Source organism: Rhodococcus sp. 14-2483-1-1 (genome assembly GCF_002259335.1).
Taxonomy (GTDB): Bacteria; Actinomycetota; Actinomycetes; order Mycobacteriales; family Mycobacteriaceae; genus Rhodococcoides.
On sequence record NZ_NPFX01000024.1, the window covers coordinates 78,104 to 99,694 of the forward strand.

19 protein-coding genes are annotated in these 21,591 nt (G+C 61.7%); 16 read left to right on the forward strand and 3 right to left on the reverse strand.

Annotation, left to right across the window (positions count from 1 at the left end):
* The first annotated feature begins 36 nt into the window (after positions 1–36).
* The 8 genes from CH294_RS25735 (at position 37) to CH294_RS25770 (ending at position 8,557) form a co-directional block, all read left to right on the forward strand.
* A complete protein-coding gene (locus tag CH294_RS25735; protein WP_015586131.1) occupies positions 37–1,236 on the forward strand; it encodes a cytochrome P450 in 1,200 nt (399 codons plus the stop codon).
* A gap of 13 nt (positions 1,237–1,249) precedes the next feature.
* Complete coding sequence (locus CH294_RS25740; RefSeq protein WP_080730063.1) at positions 1,250–2,164, forward strand: ferredoxin; 915 nt, start codon at positions 1,250–1,252, stop codon at positions 2,162–2,164.
* 54 nt (positions 2,165–2,218) lie between these two features.
* Positions 2,219–3,109: a transketolase gene (locus CH294_RS25745; protein WP_052047801.1), complete on the forward strand. Its 891-nt coding sequence runs from the start codon at positions 2,219–2,221 to the stop codon at positions 3,107–3,109.
* A 28-nt stretch (positions 3,110–3,137) separates the two neighbouring features.
* Complete coding sequence (fas4, locus tag CH294_RS25750) at positions 3,138–3,905, forward strand: adenylate dimethylallyltransferase Fas4 (protein WP_015586134.1); 768 nt, start codon at positions 3,138–3,140, stop codon at positions 3,903–3,905.
* The gene (locus CH294_RS25755) at positions 3,902–5,218 is read left to right on the forward strand and encodes an FAD-binding protein (protein ID WP_032365005.1); all 1,317 of its coding nucleotides are present in this window, start codon (positions 3,902–3,904) and stop codon (positions 5,216–5,218) included. Before fas4 ends, CH294_RS25755 begins: the two co-directional genes overlap by 4 nt.
* A 14-nt stretch (positions 5,219–5,232) precedes the next feature.
* Positions 5,233–5,814: a TIGR00730 family Rossman fold protein gene (locus CH294_RS25760; RefSeq protein WP_202902193.1), complete on the forward strand. Its 582-nt coding sequence runs from the start codon at positions 5,233–5,235 to the stop codon at positions 5,812–5,814.
* Positions 5,815–5,920: 106 nt separating this feature from the next.
* A complete protein-coding gene (locus CH294_RS25765) occupies positions 5,921–7,225 on the forward strand; it encodes an NtaA/DmoA family FMN-dependent monooxygenase (protein WP_015586137.1) in 1,305 nt (434 codons plus the stop codon).
* A gap of 129 nt (positions 7,226–7,354) precedes the next feature.
* The gene (locus CH294_RS25770; RefSeq protein WP_032365006.1) at positions 7,355–8,557 is read left to right on the forward strand and encodes a hypothetical protein; all 1,203 of its coding nucleotides are present in this window, start codon (positions 7,355–7,357) and stop codon (positions 8,555–8,557) included.
* Positions 8,558–8,605: 48 nt separating this feature from the next.
* On the opposite strand, the gene CH294_RS25775 is transcribed toward CH294_RS25770, so the two are convergent.
* From CH294_RS25775 to CH294_RS25785, 3 genes are read right to left on the reverse strand one after another with little or no spacing between them, the layout of a single operon-like run.
* Positions 8,606–9,166, reverse strand: a complete 561-nt coding sequence (locus tag CH294_RS25775; RefSeq protein ID WP_015586139.1) for a hypothetical protein — start codon at positions 9,164–9,166, stop codon at positions 8,606–8,608.
* Between the two features lie 39 nt (positions 9,167–9,205).
* The gene (locus CH294_RS25780; RefSeq protein ID WP_015586140.1) at positions 9,206–10,636 is read right to left on the reverse strand and encodes a cutinase family protein; all 1,431 of its coding nucleotides are present in this window, start codon (positions 10,634–10,636) and stop codon (positions 9,206–9,208) included.
* A 46-nt stretch (positions 10,637–10,682) separates the two neighbouring features.
* A complete protein-coding gene (locus tag CH294_RS25785) occupies positions 10,683–11,528 on the reverse strand; it encodes a hypothetical protein (protein ID WP_015586141.1) in 846 nt (281 codons plus the stop codon).
* A 334-nt stretch (positions 11,529–11,862) separates the two neighbouring features.
* On the opposite strand from CH294_RS25785, the gene CH294_RS25790 reads away from it, so the two are divergent.
* The 8 genes from CH294_RS25790 to CH294_RS27920 all read left to right on the forward strand — a co-directional run bounded on the left by CH294_RS25790 (position 11,863) and on the right by CH294_RS27920 (position 21,287).
* Positions 11,863–12,144, forward strand: a complete 282-nt coding sequence (locus tag CH294_RS25790) for a hypothetical protein (protein ID WP_015586142.1) — start codon at positions 11,863–11,865, stop codon at positions 12,142–12,144.
* Positions 12,141–13,250, forward strand: coding sequence for a conjugal transfer protein (locus CH294_RS25795; protein ID WP_015586143.1), 1,110 nt, complete (start codon positions 12,141–12,143; stop codon positions 13,248–13,250). Before CH294_RS25790 ends, CH294_RS25795 begins: the two co-directional genes overlap by 4 nt.
* A 33-nt stretch (positions 13,251–13,283) precedes the next feature.
* Entirely contained in the window at positions 13,284–13,616 is a 333-nt protein-coding gene (locus CH294_RS25800; RefSeq protein ID WP_015586144.1) for a hypothetical protein, read from the forward strand.
* Between the two features lie 61 nt (positions 13,617–13,677).
* Positions 13,678–14,409 (forward strand): hypothetical protein, encoded by a 732-nt coding sequence (locus tag CH294_RS25805; RefSeq protein WP_015586145.1) that lies wholly within the window; start codon positions 13,678–13,680, stop codon positions 14,407–14,409.
* On the forward strand, positions 14,409–16,934 hold the full coding sequence (locus tag CH294_RS25810; protein WP_094739351.1) for an ATP-binding protein: 2,526 nt from the start codon (positions 14,409–14,411) through the stop codon (positions 16,932–16,934). The genes CH294_RS25805 and CH294_RS25810 overlap by 1 nt, the downstream gene beginning before the upstream one ends.
* A 50-nt stretch (positions 16,935–16,984) precedes the next feature.
* Positions 16,985–19,102 (forward strand): hypothetical protein, encoded by a 2,118-nt coding sequence (locus tag CH294_RS25815; protein ID WP_141214634.1) that lies wholly within the window; start codon positions 16,985–16,987, stop codon positions 19,100–19,102.
* Positions 19,099–20,688, forward strand: a complete 1,590-nt coding sequence (locus CH294_RS25820) for a peptidoglycan DD-metalloendopeptidase family protein (RefSeq protein ID WP_015586148.1) — start codon at positions 19,099–19,101, stop codon at positions 20,686–20,688. The genes CH294_RS25815 and CH294_RS25820 overlap by 4 nt, the downstream gene beginning before the upstream one ends.
* Entirely contained in the window at positions 20,688–21,287 is a 600-nt protein-coding gene (locus tag CH294_RS27920; RefSeq protein ID WP_015586149.1) for a hypothetical protein, read from the forward strand. Before CH294_RS25820 ends, CH294_RS27920 begins: the two co-directional genes overlap by 1 nt.
* Positions 21,288–21,591: the final 304 nt, after the last annotated feature.

A 21,591-nucleotide genomic window follows, 5' to 3' on the forward strand; every position in this document is an offset into this window, starting at 1 on the left:
CTTCGTCCTTCTACAAACAATCGAAGGGATTCCGGTATGGCCGGAACGGCTGATTTACCTTTAGAAATGCGACGCAACGGCCTGAACCCGACCGAAGAGCTCGCCCAGGTCCGTGACCGCGACGGTGTTATCCCAGTAGGAGAACTCTACGGGGCCCCGGCTTTTCTCGTCTGCCGTTACGAAGACGTCCGGCGAATCTTCGCAGACTCAAACCGGTTCAGCAACGCCCACACGCCAATGTTCGCAATACCCAGCGGCGGCGATGTGATTGAAGATGAACTAGCCGCCATGCGCGCCGGTAACCTCATCGGACTCGATCCCCCCGACCACACCCGCTTGCGTCATATCCTTGCTGCGGAGTTCTCAGTGCACCGGCTCAGTCGCCTGCAGCCGCGCATCGCAGAGATAGTGGACAGTGCATTGGATGGTCTCGAGCAAGCCGGGCAACCCGCCGACCTTATGGACCGTTACGCGCTACCAGTCTCTTTGCTCGTACTGTGTGAGCTGTTGGGAGTGCCCTATGCCGATCGCGACGAATTGCGAGATCGAACAGCACGCCTCCTGGATCTGTCGGCATCTGCAGAACAACGAGCGGTTGCCCAGCGAGAAGACCGTCGATACATGGCCACCCTGGTTACCCGTGCGCAGGAACAACCCGGTGACGACTTGTTGGGAATTCTGGCGCGCAAGATTGGCGACAACCTCAGCACCGACGAACTTATCAGCATCATCAGTCTGATCATGCTCGGTGGACACGAGACCACAGCAAGCATGATCGGCCTCAGTGTACTGGCCCTTTTGCATCACCCGGAACAAGCCGCCATGATGATCGAGGACCCGAACTGCGTCAATTCCGGAATTGAGGAATTATTGCGGTGGTTGTCGGTCGCCCATTCGCAGCCACCGCGCATGGCAGTAACCGAGGTGCAAATCGCCGGGGTGACCATTCCGGCAGGATCTTTCGTCATCCCGTCCCTATTGGCCGCTAATCGCGACAGCAATCTGACGGACAGACCCGACGACCTCGATATCACCAGGGGAGTAGCCGGTCACCTCGCCTTCGGGCATGGCGTCCATTTCTGTCTTGGGCATTCACTCGCTCGGATGACCCTGCGCACGGCCGTGCCGGCGGTACTGAGGCGCTTTCCCGACCTAGCCCTCTCACCCTCGCACGACGTTCGGCTCCGCTCCGCCAGCATTGTTCTCGGCCTCGAAGAACTACAGCTGACGTGGTGAGAAGCGAGCGGTCATGAAAGTCGTCGTGAACGAGCGGAGGTGTTTCGGCTCCGGTCAGTGCGTGCTCGTCGCGCCCGAGGTCTTCGAGCAGAGTAACGACGGCACAGTCACATTGCTCGTGGACAAACCTTCCCCAGACAACCATTCGCTGGTACGCGCGGCTGCACGTTCCTGCCCAGCTACTGCTATCCGCTTCGAAGAGAATGCGATGCGACAAGAGCCAACCGAATTCAGCTATGACGATCTGCCTGCTCTGATCTCCCGTATGCGGGGAGACGAAAGGCACTCGTTCTCATCCTCATCGACGATGGACGTGCTGTGGGTACTCTACGACGAAATCCTCAACGTATCCCCCGAGAGCCCCGACGACGACGACAGGGACCGCTTCTTGCTGTCCAAAGGTCACGGCCCGATGGCCTACTACGCGGTACTTGCGGCCAAAGGGTTCCTCCGACCAGAGCTCCTCGATACCTGGGCGACAAAGAACTCACCACTCGGCTTCGCGCCGGATCGAACCAAAATCTCGGGTGTAGAAATGTCGGGTGGCTCGCTCGGCCATGGCTTGCCGCTCGCAGTGGGCGTCGCGATGGGACTCCGTATACAAAATCGTCACGCACCGAGAGTCTTCGTGCTCATCGGCGATGGAGAGTTCGATGAGGGCAGCAACCACGAGGCGATGGCTTTTGCAGGACGCGCGCGCTTGAACCAACTGACGGTCATCGTCCTGGACAACGGCACGGCAAGTATGGGTTGGCCGCATGGAATCGATAAACGGTTCGACGGTGAGGGTTGGGACACAATCAACATCAACGGTGCTGACCATGAGGAGATCGCTGCGGCACTGAATCGAGATCACAACGACAGACCGCTCGCGGTGGTCGCCACCGTGACTCGGCAATCGGCCCGTTCGTCCATTCAGCAGAGATGAATCGCCATGAATTCCGCAGACACGCAAGAACCAAAGTCCTTCAACCACACTGACATGTGGACCGCATTCGGAACGACCATGTCTGGTGCATTGGAAACAGACCCCCGCGCCGTAGTTGTGCTGGCCGACATCGGAGCCCACCTCTTCAAAGCGGCCGCGATCGCAGATCCCAACCGCGTGATCAACGTAGGGATCAGGGAACAGCTGATGATGGGGGTAGCCGGCGGGCTCGCCATGTGTGGCATGCGACCCGTGGTACACACAGTCGCCGCCTTTCTCGTCGAGCGGCCTCTTGAACAAATAAAGCTGAACTTCGCCCAGCAAGATGTCGGCGCAGTCCTGGTCAGTTGGGGAGCCTCCTACGACTTGTCGGAGTTCGCCTTCTCCCATTTCACCCCGGGCGATATCACCGTCATCGATTCGATGCCCAACTGGACAGTTCACGTGCCAGGCCATCCACAGGAGGCCGCCGATCTTCTCCTCGAATCGCTACCAGGCGATGGACGGGTCTACCTACGGCTGTCGAGTCAGGTCAACCGTTACCCCCATGCGGTCCGAGGGACATCGTTCACACCTATCAAGTACGGCACCCGCGGAGTCGTCCTCGCAGTCGGGCCCTGTTTAGATGCGGTGCTGTCGGCAACCTCCATGCTCGACGTAACCATCCTCTACGCGGCGACGATTCGCCCCTTCGACGCCACGGGCCTGTGTGCCGCGGTGCAAGCCGTGAACCGTCCGAACGTCGTGTTGGTCGAGCCCTATCTGGCAGGCACCTCGGCGCACCAAGTCTCGTCCAGTCTCGTCAGCCATCCCCATCGGCTGCTCTCCCTGGGCGTTCGACGTGAGATGGAAGATCGCCACTACGGAACCCCCGACGACCACGACCACATTCACGGACTTGACGCCCGTTCCCTGAGTAATTCGATCAATTCCTTCCTCGGCTGAGCACGACCCGCGAGAGAAAGGAATCGGGATGAAGGAATCAACCATGGCACAGACGCAAGCAAGGTTTGATCGGGTGCGATGGGAACCCGGCGTATACGCAATCGTCGGTGCCACCGGAATTGGAAAGAGCGCCGAAGCGAGCAAGTTGGCATTGAGTCACTCGGCTCCGATTGTTGTTGCCGACCGTATCCAGTGTTACTCCGATCTCCTGGTCACCAGTGGTCGAGCGTTCGACGCGAAAGTGGAAGGGCTCAACCGCGTTTGGCTCGACAACCGGACCATACATCAGGGCAACTTCGATCCGGACGAGGCCTTTGACCGGCTGATAAAAGTACTGACCTCGTACGTTGATCGCGGCGAAGCGGTGGTAATGGAGGGCGGTTCGATATCGCTCATTCTTCGATTCGCGCAAACGATATCCAACCTACCGTTCCCAGCTGTCGTGAATGTTATGCCTATTCCTGATAGGCAACACTACTTTGCCCAGCAGTGCGCAAGGGCACGACAAATGTTACGGGGAGATTCAACGGGCAGGAATTTACTCACCGAACTGGCGGAAGCGTGGGTTCTAGGCGATCAGCACAACTTCATAGCCTCGGTTGCGGGTCTGGACTGTGTACTCGACTGGTGCGCCACGCATTCCGTAACACCAGAGGAGTTGGCCAACCGAGACCTCACCACGGAGGTGCTCGACGAACTGGCGGCATCAATGGGTGGCCGGTATGTCGAGCACGGCGTCCTTCAGCAGGAAATATTTTTAAGAACCTTCGGTGCCCCAGGTGTGACCGCCAGATGAGCGGGATCTGGCACACCGACGACGTGCACCTGACATCCGCCGGGGCTGATTTCGGAAACTGCATCCATGCGAAACCGTCCGTCGTTGTCGTGCCACGGACCGTGGCCGACGTGCAGGAAGCCCTGCGCTACACCGCGGCGCGGAACCTATCGCTCGCGGTGCGCGGATCCGGACACTCGACTTACGGGCAATGCCAGGCAGATGGCGGAGTCGTGCTGGACATGAAAAGGTTCAACACCGTCCACGACGTTCGATCGGGGCAGGCCACGATCGATGCGGGTGTGCGATGGAGCGACGTGGTCGCTGCCACGCTCAGCCGCCAGCAAACCCCTCCGGTACTCACCGACTATCTCGGGACCACCGTCGGCGGAACGCTTTCGGTCGGCGGCTTCGGGGGATCGAGTCACGGCTTTGGCTTGCAAACCGACAACGTGGACTCTCTTGCTGTAGTTACCGGATCGGGAGATTTTCGGGAATGCTCCGCCGTATCGAACAGTGAACTTTTCGACGCCGTGCGCGGCGGCCTCGGTCAATTCGGCGTAATCGTCAACGCGACAATCCGTCTGACCGCTGCTCACGAGTCGGTTCGACAGTACAAATTGCAGTATTCCAACCTCGGCGTATTCCTTGGCGACCAACTCCGCGCCATGTCCAACAGACTATTCGACCATGTACAAGGACGAATTCGTGTCGATGCCGACGGCCACTTACGTTATCGACTGGACCTAGCCAAGTACTTCACCCCACCACGAAGGCCAGACGACGATGCGCTGTTGTCATCGCTCCAATACGATTCGTGCGCCGAATACAACTCGGACGTAGATTATGGTGACTTTATCAACCGTATGGCGGATCAGGAGCTTGATCTTCGGCACACAGGTGAGTGGTTCTATCCACATCCATGGGCCAGCCTGCTGATCCCGGCAGACAAGATCGAGCAGTTCATCGAAACTACCAGCTCCTCATTGACGGATGACCTAGGAAACTCCGGGCTGATCATGGTTTACCCGATTCCAACAACACCGATCACCGCACCGTTCATTCCGATTCCTCACTGCGACACATTCTTCATGTTGGCCGTACTTCGAACAGCATCCCCAGGGGCCGAAGCCCGAATGATTGCCAGCAACCGCCTGCTCTATGAACAGGCTCGGGATGTAGGCGGGGTGGCCTACGCAGTCAATGCTGTCCCCATGTCACCGGGAGATTGGTGTACGCACTTCGGTTCGCGATGGCAGGCCATCGCACGGGCTAAGCGTCGCTTCGACCCATACAGGATCCTCGCCCCTGGATACAGAATGTCATTCGACTGATGAACCTTCGACCAATGCCCGCGACTACGGTCTCGGCACAGGCCCGCCCGACCCCCAAGAGCGTCACGGTCTTCTGCGGAGCTATGCCAGGGCGCGGGACCAAATATGGACAGCTCGCAGAGGGGATGGGGCGTGCGATTGCTAGATCGAAGCTGCGCCTCGTTTATGGTGGCGCCCGAGTCGGCCTCATGGGCACCCTCGCGAACGCGGCCTTGGACTCCGGCGGAACCGTCGTTGGCGTGATCCCTGAGAGCTTCACTGCGATACCCGAGGCTGCGCATCATGGACTGACAGAACTACACGTCGTCCATGACATGCACCAACGCAAAGCTCTCATGGCCGAACTCGGTGACGCATTCATTGCCCTCCCCGGCGGTGTCGGAACCGCAGAAGAGTTCTTCGAGGTCCTTACGTGGTCACACCTGGGGCTTCACAATAAACCCTGTGTACTGCTGAACGACAACGAGTATTACCGCCCCTTGCTCTCCTACATCGAGCACGCTGCCGTCGAAGGATTTATCACCCCCGCAACCCGGTCTCGCGTAATCGTCTGCAAAGACATCGAGGGGGCTATCGCGGCCATTCGCTCACCCTAATTAGTGGGACTTCTGCCTGGCCGGTAGATCTGCTCCGTCCTCGGTGCATTCTATATCGCTCACGTTCCACCCAGTTCGTCCGTATACGAAATTTGGAGGCACGTCGATGTCTGTACGAAAATTTCACCTAGGCTGGTTTGTCGGTTTCTTTGCTAACGATTTCACCGGCGACTTCTCGCCGCCTGAAGAGCCATGGGATGGCCGATTCTATGTCGAGATGGCGAAGTCGCTAGAGCGCGCAGGATTCGACTACATGATGTTCGAGGACACGGTGTCGGTACCCGATGCATACGGGCGATCCTTCGATGCGTACCTGAAACACGCCCTGTGGGTGCCGAAACACGACCCAGTGCCGTTGGCGTCGGTGATCGCGGCCGCGACCGACCGCATAGGCGTAATCGCTACGATGTCGACGGCCTTCTATCCCCCATACATGCTGGCACGCACTGTCTCTACGGTCGACCACATCGCTGGTGGGCGCTTTGGATGGAACATCGTCACCACCGGTCAAGATCAGGCCGCGCGCAACTTCGGCATGGATCGTCTGCTGCCGCACGACAAGCGCTACGAGGTAGCACATGAGTACGTCGACCTTGTCCGAGATCTATGGAATTCCTGGGATCGAGACAACATCGTCCGTGACCGCGAGTCAGGGACTTATGTTGCGCCCGGCACTGTTCGGGCAGTGAACCACACTGGGGAGCATTTCCGTTCGGCGGGTCCGCTCAACACGGTGCACCCACCCAATGGGCAACCAGTTTTCGTCCAAGCTGGCGGATCCCCCAAGGGCCGCGACTTCGCCGCGAAGTACGCCGACTCGATTGTTGCCAACGTCAACACCGTGGAGACGATGCGGGAGTTTCGTGACGATGTCCGTAACCGGGCGCAGGCACACGGTCGAGACCCTGACGACATCAAGGTTCTCTTCATCGCGATGCCAGTACTCGGTGCCACTATGGATGAGGCTCAGGCCGCGAATAAACGGAGAATGACCAGCGACCGGGCCATCGAAAACATTCTTTTGCAACTGTCTTTCGTCACCGACATCGACTTCTCTCAGTTTCCGCTCGACGAAGTACCTCCGCAAGACTTGACAACCAATGGCGAGCAGTCATCACTGGAGAGCTTCCTGCAGCACGGTAGCGGTAAAACTCTGCGCGAGCTGACCATTGATTACCTCGCTCCGTCTATCGAACTGGTGGGGACGCCTGATCACGTAGCGGAGCGCATGGGGGAGATCGTCGACGAGGTAGGCGGTGACGGATTCTTGATTTATACCGGGTCGAACTCGCTCACCCGCCGATTCATCGCTGAGATTACCGACGGCCTCGTGCCAGCTTTACAACGAATTGGGCGAACGCGGGTGGGATATTCGTCGGTGTATCTACGTGACAACCTTCGTGAGTTCTAGTTTTGGTGCTCGTTCGCGCCATCTCCCGAGGCCATCCCATGATCAGAAACGCTCCTGGTGGTGCCGGGCTCGTGATCATCGAGCTGCACGTCCCCTATCGAACAGCAATTTAAGTGACAGGAATTTGTGGTGACTGTGGATTACTCTATTCGGGGGCTCGCTCCCAGTGAGGCGCTCTACGTCGACTTGGGAGTTTTCATCGGGTATTCGGTGCGGGCTCGCGGCGATTTGAACATATCGGGGCTCTCGGCGGCATTTGCGACATTGCGACGCTCGTATCCTGTGTTGGCTGCGCACGTGGAGACGATCGATGGAGACCATATGATCGTCAAACCATCCGGTCCGCTGCCCGGCCTCAGCGTGCACACAGGGGATCCCGGTCAGCCGCTGAGCGGGGTGAACCTCAGTGCGGGCCGCGCCCTTTCCGGGCTACACGTCGTCGGCGATTCCGCCTGCGCGAGTGTGACTTTACTAACCCACCACTGCATAGCCGACGGTCGCCATTCTGTAGATTTGCTCAGCGATCTGTGGTCTTTCTACACCGACATTGTGGAAGGAAAGACCCCTGACGCGGTTGTTCATGGCTATCCCGAGTCGCTGGAAAAGCTGTTCTCCGAGAGAGGAATCGACACACCCGATGTCGGCAATGACGAACCATTAGAGTCGGCATTAAACAGGCCGCCGACGGCTGGCTATACCGAGCCACATCGTGCGATGACCCAACTGCGTTGTCGTTTGAGCAGGCGAGTCACGACCGGGCTCATCGACTTCGGACGTCACCATGGAGTTACGGTAAACGGCCTAGTATCTGCCGCTATCATGCGGACCGAGTCAGATCTGAGAAGTGTTCGGCTCGCCGACATCGCCTACCATTTTATTGTGGACCTCAGGCCTCACGTCACACCTGCAGTGGATTCCACCGCGGGAACAAATATTGTCGGCTTCCCCGTCTATCGGGCTACGGCCGAGTCCGTAGAAATCGTGGATCTGGCTCGCAGTTTAAATGAGGAATTGCACATCGATCTCGCCGCCGGCCACCTCCAAAGTGAAGCCCTGACAGCCGCGAAGATGGCAGTGCTGTTGCCTGAACCCAACGAGGTTCGTTGCACCAATGGAGGCACGGTTCCACCATTGCGATCGCCCGCAGGACTCAAACTCGAGGACTGCCGGCCCGCGCCAGCTGGGTTTTCCTTTCCTGTTTACATCGTCCATGGGTATGGCGGTCGACTGAACATCGAGTTTGCTTTGCCGCACGGAGCTTCCCGCTACGACATCGGCCGAGGCCGGGAACGGATCAGAACGCTCGAATCCCACCTTCGTTCCGTGGCGTGATTGACCAGGCACCGGTTCCGTGAGGCCGCGCCACGCAAGGTCAGCGGATCAACCGTTATTCAGACAGTCCCGGTCTCGCAGACGAGGCTCAGCGAAATTCCGCAACGCTTCGGAGATGCGTGGGGCGTTGAGATCGGTGATCGTGGCGAGGTAGACGTTGGCGCGGTGTCCGCGGTGAGCGAGGACGGACAGGAGTTGGAGACTGCGGTTGCAGGTGAGGCGGAGGGTGTCTACGACGCCTTCGAGGGAGTCGATGACGAGGTATGCGGGGGTGAAGTCGTGGGTTGTGGCTTGACCGTTGTCGATCAGAGTTTTGCGTTGGGTTGTGAATCGCCAAACGGAATCCATGATGTCGACAGGGTCCGGGTCGGTGTCCGCGGTGGTCGAGAACGTGGGGGTTCTGGACGGGCCAGTGATCATCCATACGTGCGGAGAGTGGCCGCTGAGGGTGTCGGCGAGGGTGTGTGCGAGGTGCGTCGACGCCGCGGGATCGGCGTTCAGGAGGAGATGACCGTCGCGCTGGGGGTGCCACGTTTTGGTACCCCCAGCGTCGTGCACGTCGATGCGGACAGCGATGTCGGTGTCGGGGTCGTCCAGCTCTGTCAGCATCGTGACGGTTCCTTGTGTTCGAGTAGGGAGGTGGGTCGGCTACGAAGCAATCTGTGCCGTGGGGTTGGTGATGCGGGTGCGGAAGAGGTTGGTGAGCTCGTCCGCTCCGGTTCGACCGTTGTCGGCCATCGGTTCGTTCGCGTAGGAGTTGTGCGAATCGGTGGCGAGCGAGGTGGCGTAGTTGAGCACCTCGTCGAGCACGCGGCCTGGGGTGAGATTATCGGCCAGCCGGTTCAAAAGGGGGAACTCGTCGAGGGGGAGTGCGCGGAGGGTCTTGCGGACCGCGTTGTTGACCTGGCCCACGAGTTTGCCGAGATCGGCCGGTAGAGCCACATAGTTCTGGGCCGCGGCGTTGGTGGAGATCCGCGCTGCGGTGGTGCCGATCGCGATGTACTCGTTGATAGGCAGCTTGGACACCACGGTCCCGATCATCGAACTGAATTGGCTCGCGAAGCTGATGACTTGGGGTGTGAGGGTCGCCAGCAGTGCCGGAACGGCGAACATGTCACCGCGGTGGATTGCATCGGTGAGCTGCGAGACGGTGGTGGCCATCGGGGCGATGTCTGCCCCGGGGATGGTCATTTCTGCGACCTTTGCGCTCAGTGTTGAGACGTTGCCGGCGAGGTCGAGTGCGAGCTGCGGCACGGTGAGCATGTTGCCTGTGGTCACTGCGGTGTTCAGTTTGCCGAGCGTGTCGGTCAGGGGTTGGCCGTCGAGACCGAGAAGCGTGGTGACGACTCCGGCGACCGAAGACGCGGGATCGGTGGCGTCGATCTTCGATCCGAGTTGCCCGATGAACTGTGTGGCGATGGCGTCGTCGGGGGTGTTGCAGTACGTGTCGTCGGGATCGCACACGCTGGCGGTGACGTTGTTGAGAGCTCCGAATCCCTTGGGTCGCGCACCGACGAAGCCGTTGCCGGTGGTCTTGGTTCCGAGTTGAACGCCGGCGGTCGGGCTCTGGCCGGGGTCGGCCATCAGGCCCACGGCAAAGATGCGATCGGCGCTCACCGGGCCCTCGCCGTTTCCGATCTTGCTGGCTAGATCTCCCGCGGCGTCGGCCCCTTGGGAGAAGCCGGTCAGCCCGAACTTGGTGCTCGGGCATTCGGCTGCCTTCTCGGAGATGTGTTGCGATGCGCGATCGATCGCTTCCTTCTTACTGGTTCCGTAGGTCTGGGCCTTGTCGTTCACGATCGTCGCGACGTAGGGAACTGTGTATGTCTGCAGTTCCTGGGATGAGAACTCGGAGTCGAGTGGGTCCACGACGTTGCGGAGCATTCCGACCGGCACATTCGGATCGGCCTGCTCGTTGGTTTCCGTGGTGCCGGGTATGGCCACCAAGATGTTGTCCGGGCATGCCGGAGCACCGGCTTGCGGATCGGCAATGGCGGAGGGAATGACGACGATGCTGGCAGCGACGGCGAGCCCGACTGCGCTGACAACGATCCTCTTGCGTGTACGAGATGCGGTCATGATGTGCGTCCTTTGTAGGTGAGAGCGGGGTTGGTGCAGGTGGACTTCAGCTCGCCAAGGCGGACTCATGGTGTGATCGGGTGTAGAAGAACGTCCGCTTTCCCGGCGAGGGAGTGTTGCCGGTGCGTGCTGCTACTCCGTCGCGGACTCGCGCGACAGCGCGGCTCAAGCGCTGTCGAAGGGCTGCCGGTGAGCAGTTCTCCTCGACGGCGAGCGATGCGAGATCGGCACCTTCGGTGACGAGATATGCACGGATCAGAAGTGAGTGCTCGTCGGCAGTGATGGTCTTGGACTGCACTGCCCATGCAAGAACCGAATGCAATTCCCGTGCCGATACCTCCCCCGGATTGCTGGTCGTGCGGTCATCGGATCCGTCGGCAACCCGGTGGAGCTGGTCGGGTTCGGCCGGCGTTTCCACCGCAGATTCGCAGGTCTTGGTGATCAGACCCAGCGTCCGAAGCGAGAGTGCCCCGGCAATCCCAGTGCCGCCGGGACGGTGCGAAGCGATCACCTCGTAGAACGCGGCGATGGTACGCGAGGCACGTTCTTCGCGGCTGTGATCGGTTCCGTCCAGCCGCGCGTAGCGATGGATTCGGACCAGCTTGGGGAGCATCAACCGGACCAAAACTGTGCCGGCGAGGGCGCTGCCTGCACTGTGCTCGGTGAGCAGAAGGGACAGGGTGGCGTCACTGTCCTGAGCGGCAAGCTCAGCGATGTCGGCCACGGAGCGAGCGGACGACCATGCGGGGTGTCGATCGGCCCACGTGCGGACTTCGCGGCCTGCGAGAGCGTCGACACAGAGATTGGTCCACTCGGCGTTGATCGTCGTAAACAGCGATGTGCTGTATCCGAGTGGGGTGGAGGAATGCGAGGAAGGCTGCGGCGAGGTCACTGGGGCGCTCCTGATAGAGGCAACTGAAGTTCGATCGCCTCTGACACAAACAGCGCCTTATATCCGCTGAGCTGCGGATTCTTACTCGAAAAGGCGGAGCTGTTATACCCGCCGGGTCCGGCGGAACCAGAAAACGGCAGCGCCCCGCGTTCGACATAGACCGCTGTGACCTGCGGTTACACGGCGACGGTGATAACAGCCCGACGAATCGCAGCGGGGCGGTGAAAAAAAGTTCGAGAAATTTCCGGTCGCCTCTGTCACAGACCCGCCCGCGAAGGGATCTACCTGTTCTCAGAAGCCCGTACACGGCGGGCTACCGACAGGAGGACCCCGGATGGACGACCACGATCCGTCGGCCGCATTGCTCTCGGACACCGCTCGCGTGCACTCGGTGTCCGAAGAGATCCGCGGCCTCGCGGCGCAACTCGGCGACAATCCGCTCAGCGCAGAGATCGCCAGCCGCGTCCGCGAGGTCGTGCTCGGTGAGCCGGCCGAGCAGGCGCGGGCAGCGCTCGAACGGATGATGGCGACCCGGGGTCGAGGCGCTCTGCGATTGGTCGACGAGGGCTTCGTACCCGCCACGGTCGAGCCGTCTCGGCACGAGGAGATCTCATGAAGATCCATCTCCGTAAGAAGGGCTCGAACAAGCCGACAGAAGCTGCGCCGGCCACCGAGCTTCATCAGTGGGCCGGCAAGCAAGCGGTCGCGACCAAGGCGATGAAGTGGGGTCTGTTCGCGGCGATCGGCTCCGGAGTGGTGGCACTGGTTCTCGTCTTGGCCGGCGTCGGGTCCACGACGCCGATCCAGAGCAAGGCAAACCCTCAGACGGTCATCGACACAGCCCGCGAAGCAGCAGCGACCGACCTCGCGCAGGACTTCGTGTTGACGTGGTTGCAATCCAAGCGAGGAGACGAGAAAGCCCTCGCGCGCTTCGTCCGCACCGACGGCATGTCGCTTCCGGCTCAGGCGAGCTATACCGCGTCCGAACCTCGAATCGCGAGCGTGAAAGCAATCGACCCGCCGGCGCGAAATCAGGGTCCCACAGGATCGACATCGCAAGGAGGACCGCTACAGGCGGCCGGCCAGAACTACGCGATCGTTGTGTCGGTCTCGGTGGTTCCGATCGGGGCAGACCCGGCGACGAAGCCGGAACGTCGATACTTCTCGGTCCCTGTCGTGTTCGTGGGAGACGACGCGCGGGCTGCAGCAGTCCCTGCTGCTGTGGCGGCCCCGGCAACCGGCGGTGACCTCACACTCGGCTACCGATTCCGAGTCGGCCTCGATCACTCGCTCACCCAGTCGATCAGCCAGTTCCTCTCGGCAATGGTTGCCGGTGCCGGAGAAATTTCTCGCTACACCTCACCCGGCACACCGATCCGTGCCGTCACCCCCGCGCCGTACACCAGTGTCCAGATCACCGACCTCGTCTCGGACACCGACTTCTCGGCGGGTGCGTCCGGATCCCCGGCAGATGGTGCGACGGTACGGGTGCTCGCCACCGCGACCGTCACAGCCACGGACCGAGCGCAGACCTCGACCGTGCAATACCCGCTGACAGCGATCGCCCGGGGTGGCCGGTGGGAAGTATCCGCGCTCGACCCGATGCCGTTGCTCGCGAACTCGACCGGACTCAGCGCAGCAACCCCAACCATTGCGGTGCCGACCTCGACTGGTGCCAGCACTACCTCCTCCGTTCCCGCAGCGCCCGTTCAACCGAACTGACGCTCTGCTCCCCCTATCCGAAAGGTACGAACAATGACCATTACCTCGATCCTGGCCGATCCGTCGTCGACCGTCGTCGCCGAAGGAATCATCGAATGGGCCAACAACAAAGGTGCGGAGGTGCAGGGCCTCATCCGCACTCTCGTGGGCGTCGGCGTCGCCGGGTTCATCGCCGCGATTGCTTTCAAAAGTCACTTCGCCATTGCCAAAACACTGGTGGCGATCGTGGTCGGCGGGGCACTGATCTGGGTGATGTGGAACATCACCGCCGTCAAAGACAGTGTCGGCGACGAGCTTCCCGGCTCCGCCTCGCCACAAAGCAGCGAGGTCGTCGTGGTGCCCGATCCGATCGCGGCGTTCATCTGACACTGCTCGGCCAACTCACGAACACCTCGATTCAACGACCCCCGCAGGAGTGTGACCGACCATGACCGAACAGCAGGCCTCCTCGCGGAGCGTGGTCAAGATGTTCACCAAAGCGCGCAATTTTCCGCAGCTGATCGGCAAAGCGCCAGACGGCCGAAAGATCCCCGGTGGCCCCTACACCCTGACCCAGTTCGTCGGCGCGGGTATTGCAGGCGGACTGCTGTGGCTGACCCAGTCGCTGTGGGCGCAGGGCAGTGTCATCACCAACGGTGTCATCTTCCTCGGTGTCACCGGCGGCACCCTGTGGGCGTTGGGGAGGCTGCCGCAGGGAGCACGGAATCCGATCTCAGTAGTCCGGGGTGTCGGGCGCGCGGCTACCGGGGCGATGTCACCGTCGAGGATCAATGGCGAGCCGATCCGGATCAAACGCCCTCACGCGGTACTGGGGTCGGTGATCATCCTCGACACCCCGCCAAGCCACGACGCTGCTATCAGTGAACCAGCAGTCATCAGAGCATCCAGCGATCGAGTAGAGAACGCCGCGGCACCGGTGGAGCTCGACGACAACGCAGCGCCGGCCGCACCAGCATTCAGACCTCTGACCCAACCGCGGCCGGAGCGAAAGATCGCACCAGCGCCAGCCCGGCCGCGATCGGACGGCGAACGCCAGCGCTCGCAGAGTCCAGCCCTGGCCGAAGCGTTCGGCGTCGCCAACCTGGCACCGGCGAGCAGCGTTCAGCAGCTGCTTGCCATGGCTGCAGCGGCCCCCACCCCGACCCGAGAGAAGGCGTAATGCAACAACCGAACCGGCTCGTCACCTCGAACTTGCGCTGGACCCGCTCCGGAGTCGTCTGGGCGGACTACGTCCTGACCGGAATCCCGTACGGGTACCGGCCGATCGAAGACCGACAGACCGCGCGGGCGATGCACAAGATGTTGCTGCGCGCTCTTCCTGGCGAATCTCTCCTGCTCAGTGTCGCGGTCAGTCTGGACCCAATGACCATCGTCGAGCGCATGGAACGGGGTGTCGATCTCGATCTCCATCCCGCGTGGGCAGACGAATGCGACGCCACGATCGACCGCCTGGAGGAGATCCGACCCGGCCAGCGAATCTACTGGCTGTCCATCCCCCTGGCCAACCACGGCTTCGGTGACACCGTCAAGGCCGCAACGTCCGCCGCATGGTCCTCGGTGGCCGATCTGCTGGGGATGCCGCCCTCGTCGATTCCCGTCGAGGAGAGAGAACGCCGCGCAGCTCAGGCCGCGCAGATCGCCGCGGCCATCCCTGCCTTCTACGATGCGACCCCCGCAACCCCCTCCCAGATGGTGTGGCTGCACCAACATGCTCTGCAGCGCGGCCTCGGCCTCGATACCGACATGCCCACCGCTCTAGATCATCCGGCAGGCACTGCTCGAGGATCCTTCACTGCCGCGCGGCTCGACGAAGGGGCTCAAAGCGATCGCCCCGAATCGGGCTGGCGGGCCAAGGCGCCGACCTTGTCGCGTGTGCTCAAAGTCGACCAGCCGTGGGAGGTAACGCCACCGCCGGCCAGCTATCAGTGCTTCCTGGTGCTCGCCGCCACTCCTTCGGGCGGCACGCTGTTTCCAGGCTCGGAGTACCTGACCCTCGCGGACAACCTGGGCGGCGTCGATGTCGACTGGGCAATTCGGTTCAAGAACTCCGCTGCATCGGAGGTTCTGAAGAAGAACCGCCGCGCCTTGGTGCAGATGAACGATCAATACACCCAGCGAGAAGACGAATTGAGCACCGGCAGCGTCCTCGACGACGCTGCCGTCGCCCTCGCGGAATACAACGCGCTTCTGGAGGCGGACGCAATGGAGATGGAAGTGCAATCCACCACCGTCTTCTGTGTCGCCGCCGCGGACGAAGAGACGGCCATCGCATATCAGCGCGAGCTGGCGAAGGAGTTCGAGGGTTCGACCTACAGGTTGCAGTCACCGATCGGATTCCAGGAGGAGCTGTTCTGGGCAATGACACCCGGCGTGCCGACGCCGGCGATCTGCAACGAGTTCGCGCAGATCACCACATCCGAACATTTCGCCGCGTACGTACCGGTCACCCGCAACGATCTCGGCGACGGAGACGGCCCGCTGATCGCACTCAACATTTCCTCGGCCCGCACTGGCGTCGTGCACCACGACATCGCCAAGAAAGCGTCACGTGACGTTTCGGGTTCGGTGGGAGTGTGTGGCAACTTGGGATCAGGCAAGTCCGGCTACTTGAAAACAACCGGTAACCAGGTCGTCGACCGCGGCGGCCAAGTCATCGTGGTCGACCGGACCCCTCTGGGCGAATACGCACTGTGGGCCGAAGCGATCACCGACGCGGTGGTCGTCGATACCGCAGTACCGGACGTCACGATGGACCCTCTTCGGCTGTTCTCGCCCGCACGAGGAGGGGAAGTTGCGGTGTCTATTCTGTTGCCGCTGTTGCAACTTCAGCCCGACGACCGTTTGGGGGTACTGCTGTCTCAAGTGCTCGAGCCGGAATACCGCGCTCGCTTCGGCAATTTCACTACCCCAGGCCTGGTTTCGCACCTCGAGAAGGACTGCACCCTCGACGGAGCTGCCGAGCTTGCCGGAAAGTTGAAGGTCTACGCGACCAAATCCTATGCAGCAGCGCTGTTTCGGCCGGACCTAGAGCCGTTCAATCCACGCGCAGGAGCCATCGTCTTCCGCACTCACACACTGGAATTGCCCTCGGAGCGAGAAGTGGAGAACGAGCATCTGTTCAAGCAGATGTCGCTCCAGAAGCGGGTAGGGCGAATGATGTACACCCTCATCGCGCAGATCGCCCGCGGCATTTGCTTCGCGGACCCCAACACCCTCGCGGTCTTCCTGCTCGACGAATGCCATCACCTGACGCGCTCGAGCGAAGGTGTCGAGATCATCATCGACTTCATTCGAGACGGCCGCAAACACGACGCCGCGGTGATGCTCGGATCGCACGACCCCGAAGCAGACTTCGGCTCCGAGACGCTGCGAGGGCTCATCCCCACCCGGCTCGTGTTCCGGCAGACGGATCGACGACTAGCGCAAAAATCGTTGAAGTGGCTCGGCGTCGGGGAAGACGATCTCGGACTGCTCAAAGAGCTGATGGAGAACACATCGCCCGTCGAAGGCAAAGACGGATACGTCGCACCGCATCGCCGCGGAGAGGGCTACATGCGCGATCCCGCCGGCAACGTCGGCCGCATCAAGGTCTTACTTCCGGCATCGGAAGCGAGATACCAAGCGGCGAGTACGACTCCGAAAGAATCGACTACCGAGCGCGCTGCGGAGTTGGCGACATGGTGATGTCGAAACGAGTTGTGCGCCGGCCAGGTTCGATTGGCGGCGGCGTCAAGATGGTTCTCGAGCTCGTGCTGTGGTCGTGGATCCCGCGGTCGTGGTGCAGTGTTCTCGCTCGCTTCCTCGGCCCTGTCTTCAAGTGGGTAGTGGCATCTCGAATCCGCCGCGCGATCGTCACAGGTGTCGCTGTCTGGCACATGATCGGTCTGCTGGCGATCGCCCTGGCGTCACCGGCTCATGCCGACCCGGGTGAAACCCTGCCCACCAACAGCACATTCAGCTGGATGGAAGTCCGTGACTCTCACGGAATTCTGGTCTGGGACTACTTCATGTCCATCGACGAAGGCTCGGTCGGGCACCCGATGTACACCGTGTTCTCCACCTTCATCATGCTCGAGTACGAGGTGTACCGCGGGGTGACCGGCTTCGCGATTTGGTTCGTCACCTACGCCTTGCGGTTCGAGTGGCTCGAATTGTTGACTGCGCCGTTCCGTTCGATCGGCGATGCCATGCAAACGGTCACCGATCAGTTCCAGCTCACGGGCCTTCTTCTCACCGCTGCTGCAGGCATCGGAGCGTGGTGGGTCATTCGCGGACGGTGGACGACGGGAGTGTACGAACTCCTGATGGCAGCAGCGATCGCCGCTGCGGCAGTGGGGATCCTGTCCAATCCAGTCGAACGGGTCGCAGGACAAGACGGCCTGATCATGCAGGCGCGCGACGCCGGCGTGCAGCTTGCGGCAGGCCTGGCCAACAAGGGAGACACGACGTCGAGTTCCGACGAACTCATCGACCAGATCTCGGAACAGATGGCCGACACGTTCATCAGGCAACCCACCCAACTGCTGAACTTCGGCCGAGTCATCGACGGCTCGCCCGACGGAGAACGTTGCACTCAAGCCTGGGACGCCGGCCACGAAAAAGCAGACGGCAACACACGAGACACCCTCAAAGACAACATCAAAGGCTGCGGCGGCGAAGGCGCAAAACAGATGAAGGACTTCGCCGATCACCCCGGACCGGGACAGGTCGGGTCCGGGGTCGCGATGCTACTGGCCGGTGTCATCCTGCTCGGATTCGCCACAATTCTGGCGTTCACCCTCATCCTCGCGGTACTCACCGCCCTCGCATCGGCCGTCAAGGGAATTGTGGTGACCGTCGTTGGAATTCTGCCCGGATCCGGCCGCGGAGCATTGTGGAAAACCCTCGCCGCGGTGCTGATGTCGATGGTCATCGTTATCTTCGCGGTGGTGTTCCTCGTCGGATACATGATCGTGATCGGACAGTTGTTCAGAGGAGACGGCGACTCTCCGCTGATGATGAAATTCATCCTGACCGACATCGTTCTGATCGCGGGCATCATTCTCTACCGCCGCGCAGTGAAAGGACTACGCAAAGCTTCCGACGCCCTCGCACGCAAGCTCGGAAGCAGACCAGGAGCCGCGCCCACCGCGATATCGACCAAGACACCGACCAGCCCCCTCGCCCAAGCTGCCTACGCCGGACAAGTGGCCCGCCAGGCCTATCAAGGTGGAAAGGGACTGGCCAAGACAGCCAGCCATGCAACGGCCCGAACCGCCAAGGCGAGTAAAGCTCTCGTCGACGGGACGGCAGCCGCCAGCAGCGCAGCCACACTTGGAACTGCTGCCGTGGTCTACTCGGCCGGGAAGATTGCAACCGCGGGCGTCAAGAAGGTCGTCGGTCGACGGAGCGACGCCAAAGCTACCCAGGCGGCCACCGACACCACCAATGCTTCCGAAACCCACCCCAGCCTTCGCAAACCGATCAACATCGACCTTCCCCCGACGCAGTCGGTCGTCGGCTCCGGTCACTCCCACACTCCGGTCTCCAGCCCCGTCGGAGACCGATCGGCGGTCCGCTCTCACGGCGACAAGACAACGAACGCACCCGGTATCAAGCGGCCGGTGGCCACCGCTCCCGCACTGTCGACTCCAGGAAACCGAGAAGTTCGGGCCAGCCGCGCCACGGTGACCGGCCCTGGAGGCGGACGATTCCGTGAGTACTCCACCGATGAGGGCTCGCCGCTTCTGCTTCCCGACCGGTCCACGCGGCCGTCGAGTGCTCCGCGTCGTGCCCGACCGACCGTCCAACCAGGTGCCACCACGAATCCGACGGAAATCCTCCATCGAGCTGCGTCAGGCGCACGGCGATGACCTTGGTGGCCCCGCCTGAGACAGCGGTGTCGCCGAACTCGAAAGCGCCACGTCGATGGTGGAAACTCGCCCTGGCGGTCGGTATCGCCGCTCTCGGTGTACTCGTCGTCATTCCATTGATGGTCGTCGTACTCGTCACATCGTCAGGTTCCAGCGGTTGTGCCCCCACGGTCTCGTCCGGTACCGGTGGTGATGATGCATCGCCGTTGACCCCGTCCGGTCCCATCGGCAAGCCGACCCGCGATGGCACGACCACGATGACGTCCCCCTTCGGGCAGCGGTGGGGCACGATGCACCAAGGCGTCGACTTCGCGGGCCCGATCGGCACCCCGATCTACGCAGCCCTCGACGGCACTGTGGTCAAAGCCGGACCCGCTCAAGGCTTCGGAATGTGGATCGTCCTCGACTCGATCGTCGACGGAAAACCGGTCTCCACCGTGTACGGGCACATGTATCCCAACGGCGTCCTCGTCAAGGAGGGACAACAGGTCAAGGTCGGCGACCACATCGCCGACATCGGCAACGCCGGCGGCTCCACCGGACCACATCTGCACTTCGAGTACTGGGAAGGCGGCCGTTTACAGGGCGGAACCGCTATCGACCCGATGAGCAAACTCGGTCAGGCGGGAAGCCCCCAATCGTCCGGCGCTGATTCACCGACCGGCGCCGGTACCGCTGTCGATTGTGGCTTCGGCACGGCCGGCGGAGATCTCCGAACCGGATCCGTGCCGCCGGAGTTCGAGCCGTGGATCCGCAAAGCAGGAGCCGTGTGCCCAGGCGTGGGTGCTCCCCTGATCGCATCCCAACTCTCCGCCGAGAACGGTTTCCGCTACGGCCCGTCCGCTCCGGTATCGAGCACCGGAGCGTTGGGGCCCGCACAATTCATGCCGGGAACCTGGGCAACGTGGGGCAAGGATTACGACGGAGACGGGCGAGCCGACCCGAACTCCATCGGAGATGCAGTGATCTCACAAGCCCACTTCATGTGCGCCATCAACGGAGATATCACCGCAGCCATCGCCGCGAGAAAAGTGAAGGGCGACCCAACTGCACTGACGATTGCCGCCTACAACGCGGGCCCCGCCGCGGTGCTCGCAGCCGGTGGAATGCCATCCGGCGGTGACTACACCACACAAACACAGCCCTATGTGGCGAAGATTCTGGCCGGCCAAGCGCAGTACACATCCGAAGGTTCCACAGGCCGGTTCGTGCCGACCGGAGCTGACGGAGACAATGTCGTCGAGGCTGCACGCCAGTACCTCGGAACCCCCTACGTCTGGGGCGGCGGAGATATCAACGGCCCCTCCCGAGGAGGATTCGACTGCTCAGGACTGACCAGTTTCGCCTACTTCGCGGGCAAGCACATCACCCTGCCCCGCACATCCGAGGCCCAATGGGGAGTGGGTTCGGAGATCCCGATCGATCAAGCGATGCCCGGTGATCTCGTCTTCGGATCGTTCGAGGCGAACGGCCCTGGGCACGTCGGTATCTACATCGGCGGCGGTCAGATGATCCACGCCCCCACCACCGGAGACGTCGTCAAACAAGCTCCACTCATGGCTGGAATGAAAGCCCGGAGGATCTGATGTCCCTTGCCGGCCGACGTCTTATAGCCGTCCTCCTCGTCGTTGTAGCCGTGGTGACCATCGCCTGGTCCTGCAGCTCACCCGCCACCGATGAGCCGGAATCGGCACCGGAGACAACGAGCGCGCCAACCGCGCCGTCGCTACCCGAAATCAACACACAGCCAACCGAGACAACCGCTGTACCCGCTCCGATCAGCAGCGCCGCCACAGACGCGGAGACCGCAATCCGTCAAGCACTGACGACCGCCTTCACCTGGTACCCCAGCACCGACACGAGCTCGACCGACGCGTTTCTACGCGCCCGCCGATGGTTCACCGACAACCTCGCTGCAAAACTCTCCACCCCTGCAACGACCGAGCGAGGCCCCGGTGCCCAGTGGGAACAGTGGAAGAAAGAAGACGCCGAAATCACCGCAACCGTCTCGATCGGCTGCTCCGGATGCCCGGCAGATACCGCCGAGCGCATCTATCGAGTCGCGGAGATAACGCAATCGGCCGTCACCTCGGATGCCACGGTCCCCGTCGACTCCACCACGACCGTGTGGGTATCGGCAGTGCCGACCGCAGCCGGGTGGAGTGTGGACACTCTCGATTTCTGACCCTCGCCGCACATGACCCGGAGAGGGTCGCCGGCCACTGAACCGATCGCCCTGTACAGGCAACATGGAACGCACTATTTCCCGTGATCGGTGCCGCCGTTCATAGCCCTGTCGCGCTACGTGACAACCGGCTTCCGTCGGCCCTTAGCTCGCGGATCCGCGAGGAGGAGCCCCACCCCAGGCCGGTCGGGGTGGCTTGCGTATACCGAATCTCGTGGCAGTCACGCCGACGCTGGGGTTGGCGGATGGACGTTGCCCGAGGGTGCGTAAGAGAGGAATCGAACCGCATCCGATGAGCAGTTGA

What these genes read in the sequence shown, in the direction of transcription:
- CH294_RS25795 (WP_015586143.1), top strand. Translation starts at nt 12,141, where the DNA reads ATGAAGATCCATCTCCGTAAGAAGGGCTCGAACAAGCCGACAGAAGCT.
- CH294_RS27920 (WP_015586149.1), top strand. Translation starts at nt 20,688, where the DNA reads ATGTCCCTTGCCGGCCGACGTCTTATAGCCGTCCTCCTCGTCGTTGTA.
- CH294_RS25765 (WP_015586137.1), top strand. Translation starts at nt 5,921, where the DNA reads ATGTCTGTACGAAAATTTCACCTAGGCTGGTTTGTCGGTTTCTTTGCT.
- fas4 (WP_015586134.1), top strand. Translation starts at nt 3,138, where the DNA reads ATGAAGGAATCAACCATGGCACAGACGCAAGCAAGGTTTGATCGGGTG.
- CH294_RS25775 (WP_015586139.1), bottom strand. Translation starts at nt 9,166, where the DNA reads ATGCTGACAGAGCTGGACGACCCCGACACCGACATCGCTGTCCGCATC.
- CH294_RS25780 (WP_015586140.1), bottom strand. Translation starts at nt 10,636, where the DNA reads ATGACCGCATCTCGTACACGCAAGAGGATCGTTGTCAGCGCAGTCGGG.
- CH294_RS25820 (WP_015586148.1), top strand. Translation starts at nt 19,099, where the DNA reads ATGACCTTGGTGGCCCCGCCTGAGACAGCGGTGTCGCCGAACTCGAAA.
- CH294_RS25760 (WP_202902193.1), top strand. Translation starts at nt 5,233, where the DNA reads ATGCCCGCGACTACGGTCTCGGCACAGGCCCGCCCGACCCCCAAGAGC.
- CH294_RS25745 (WP_052047801.1), top strand. Translation starts at nt 2,219, where the DNA reads ATGTGGACCGCATTCGGAACGACCATGTCTGGTGCATTGGAAACAGAC.
- CH294_RS25800 (WP_015586144.1), top strand. Translation starts at nt 13,284, where the DNA reads ATGACCATTACCTCGATCCTGGCCGATCCGTCGTCGACCGTCGTCGCC.
- CH294_RS25810 (WP_094739351.1), top strand. Translation starts at nt 14,409, where the DNA reads ATGCAACAACCGAACCGGCTCGTCACCTCGAACTTGCGCTGGACCCGC.
- CH294_RS25790 (WP_015586142.1), top strand. Translation starts at nt 11,863, where the DNA reads ATGGACGACCACGATCCGTCGGCCGCATTGCTCTCGGACACCGCTCGC.
- CH294_RS25755 (WP_032365005.1), top strand. Translation starts at nt 3,902, where the DNA reads ATGAGCGGGATCTGGCACACCGACGACGTGCACCTGACATCCGCCGGG.
- CH294_RS25740 (WP_080730063.1), top strand. Translation starts at nt 1,250, where the DNA reads ATGAAAGTCGTCGTGAACGAGCGGAGGTGTTTCGGCTCCGGTCAGTGC.
- CH294_RS25815 (WP_141214634.1), top strand. Translation starts at nt 16,985, where the DNA reads ATGGTTCTCGAGCTCGTGCTGTGGTCGTGGATCCCGCGGTCGTGGTGC.
- CH294_RS25735 (WP_015586131.1), top strand. Translation starts at nt 37, where the DNA reads ATGGCCGGAACGGCTGATTTACCTTTAGAAATGCGACGCAACGGCCTG.
- CH294_RS25805 (WP_015586145.1), top strand. Translation starts at nt 13,678, where the DNA reads ATGACCGAACAGCAGGCCTCCTCGCGGAGCGTGGTCAAGATGTTCACC.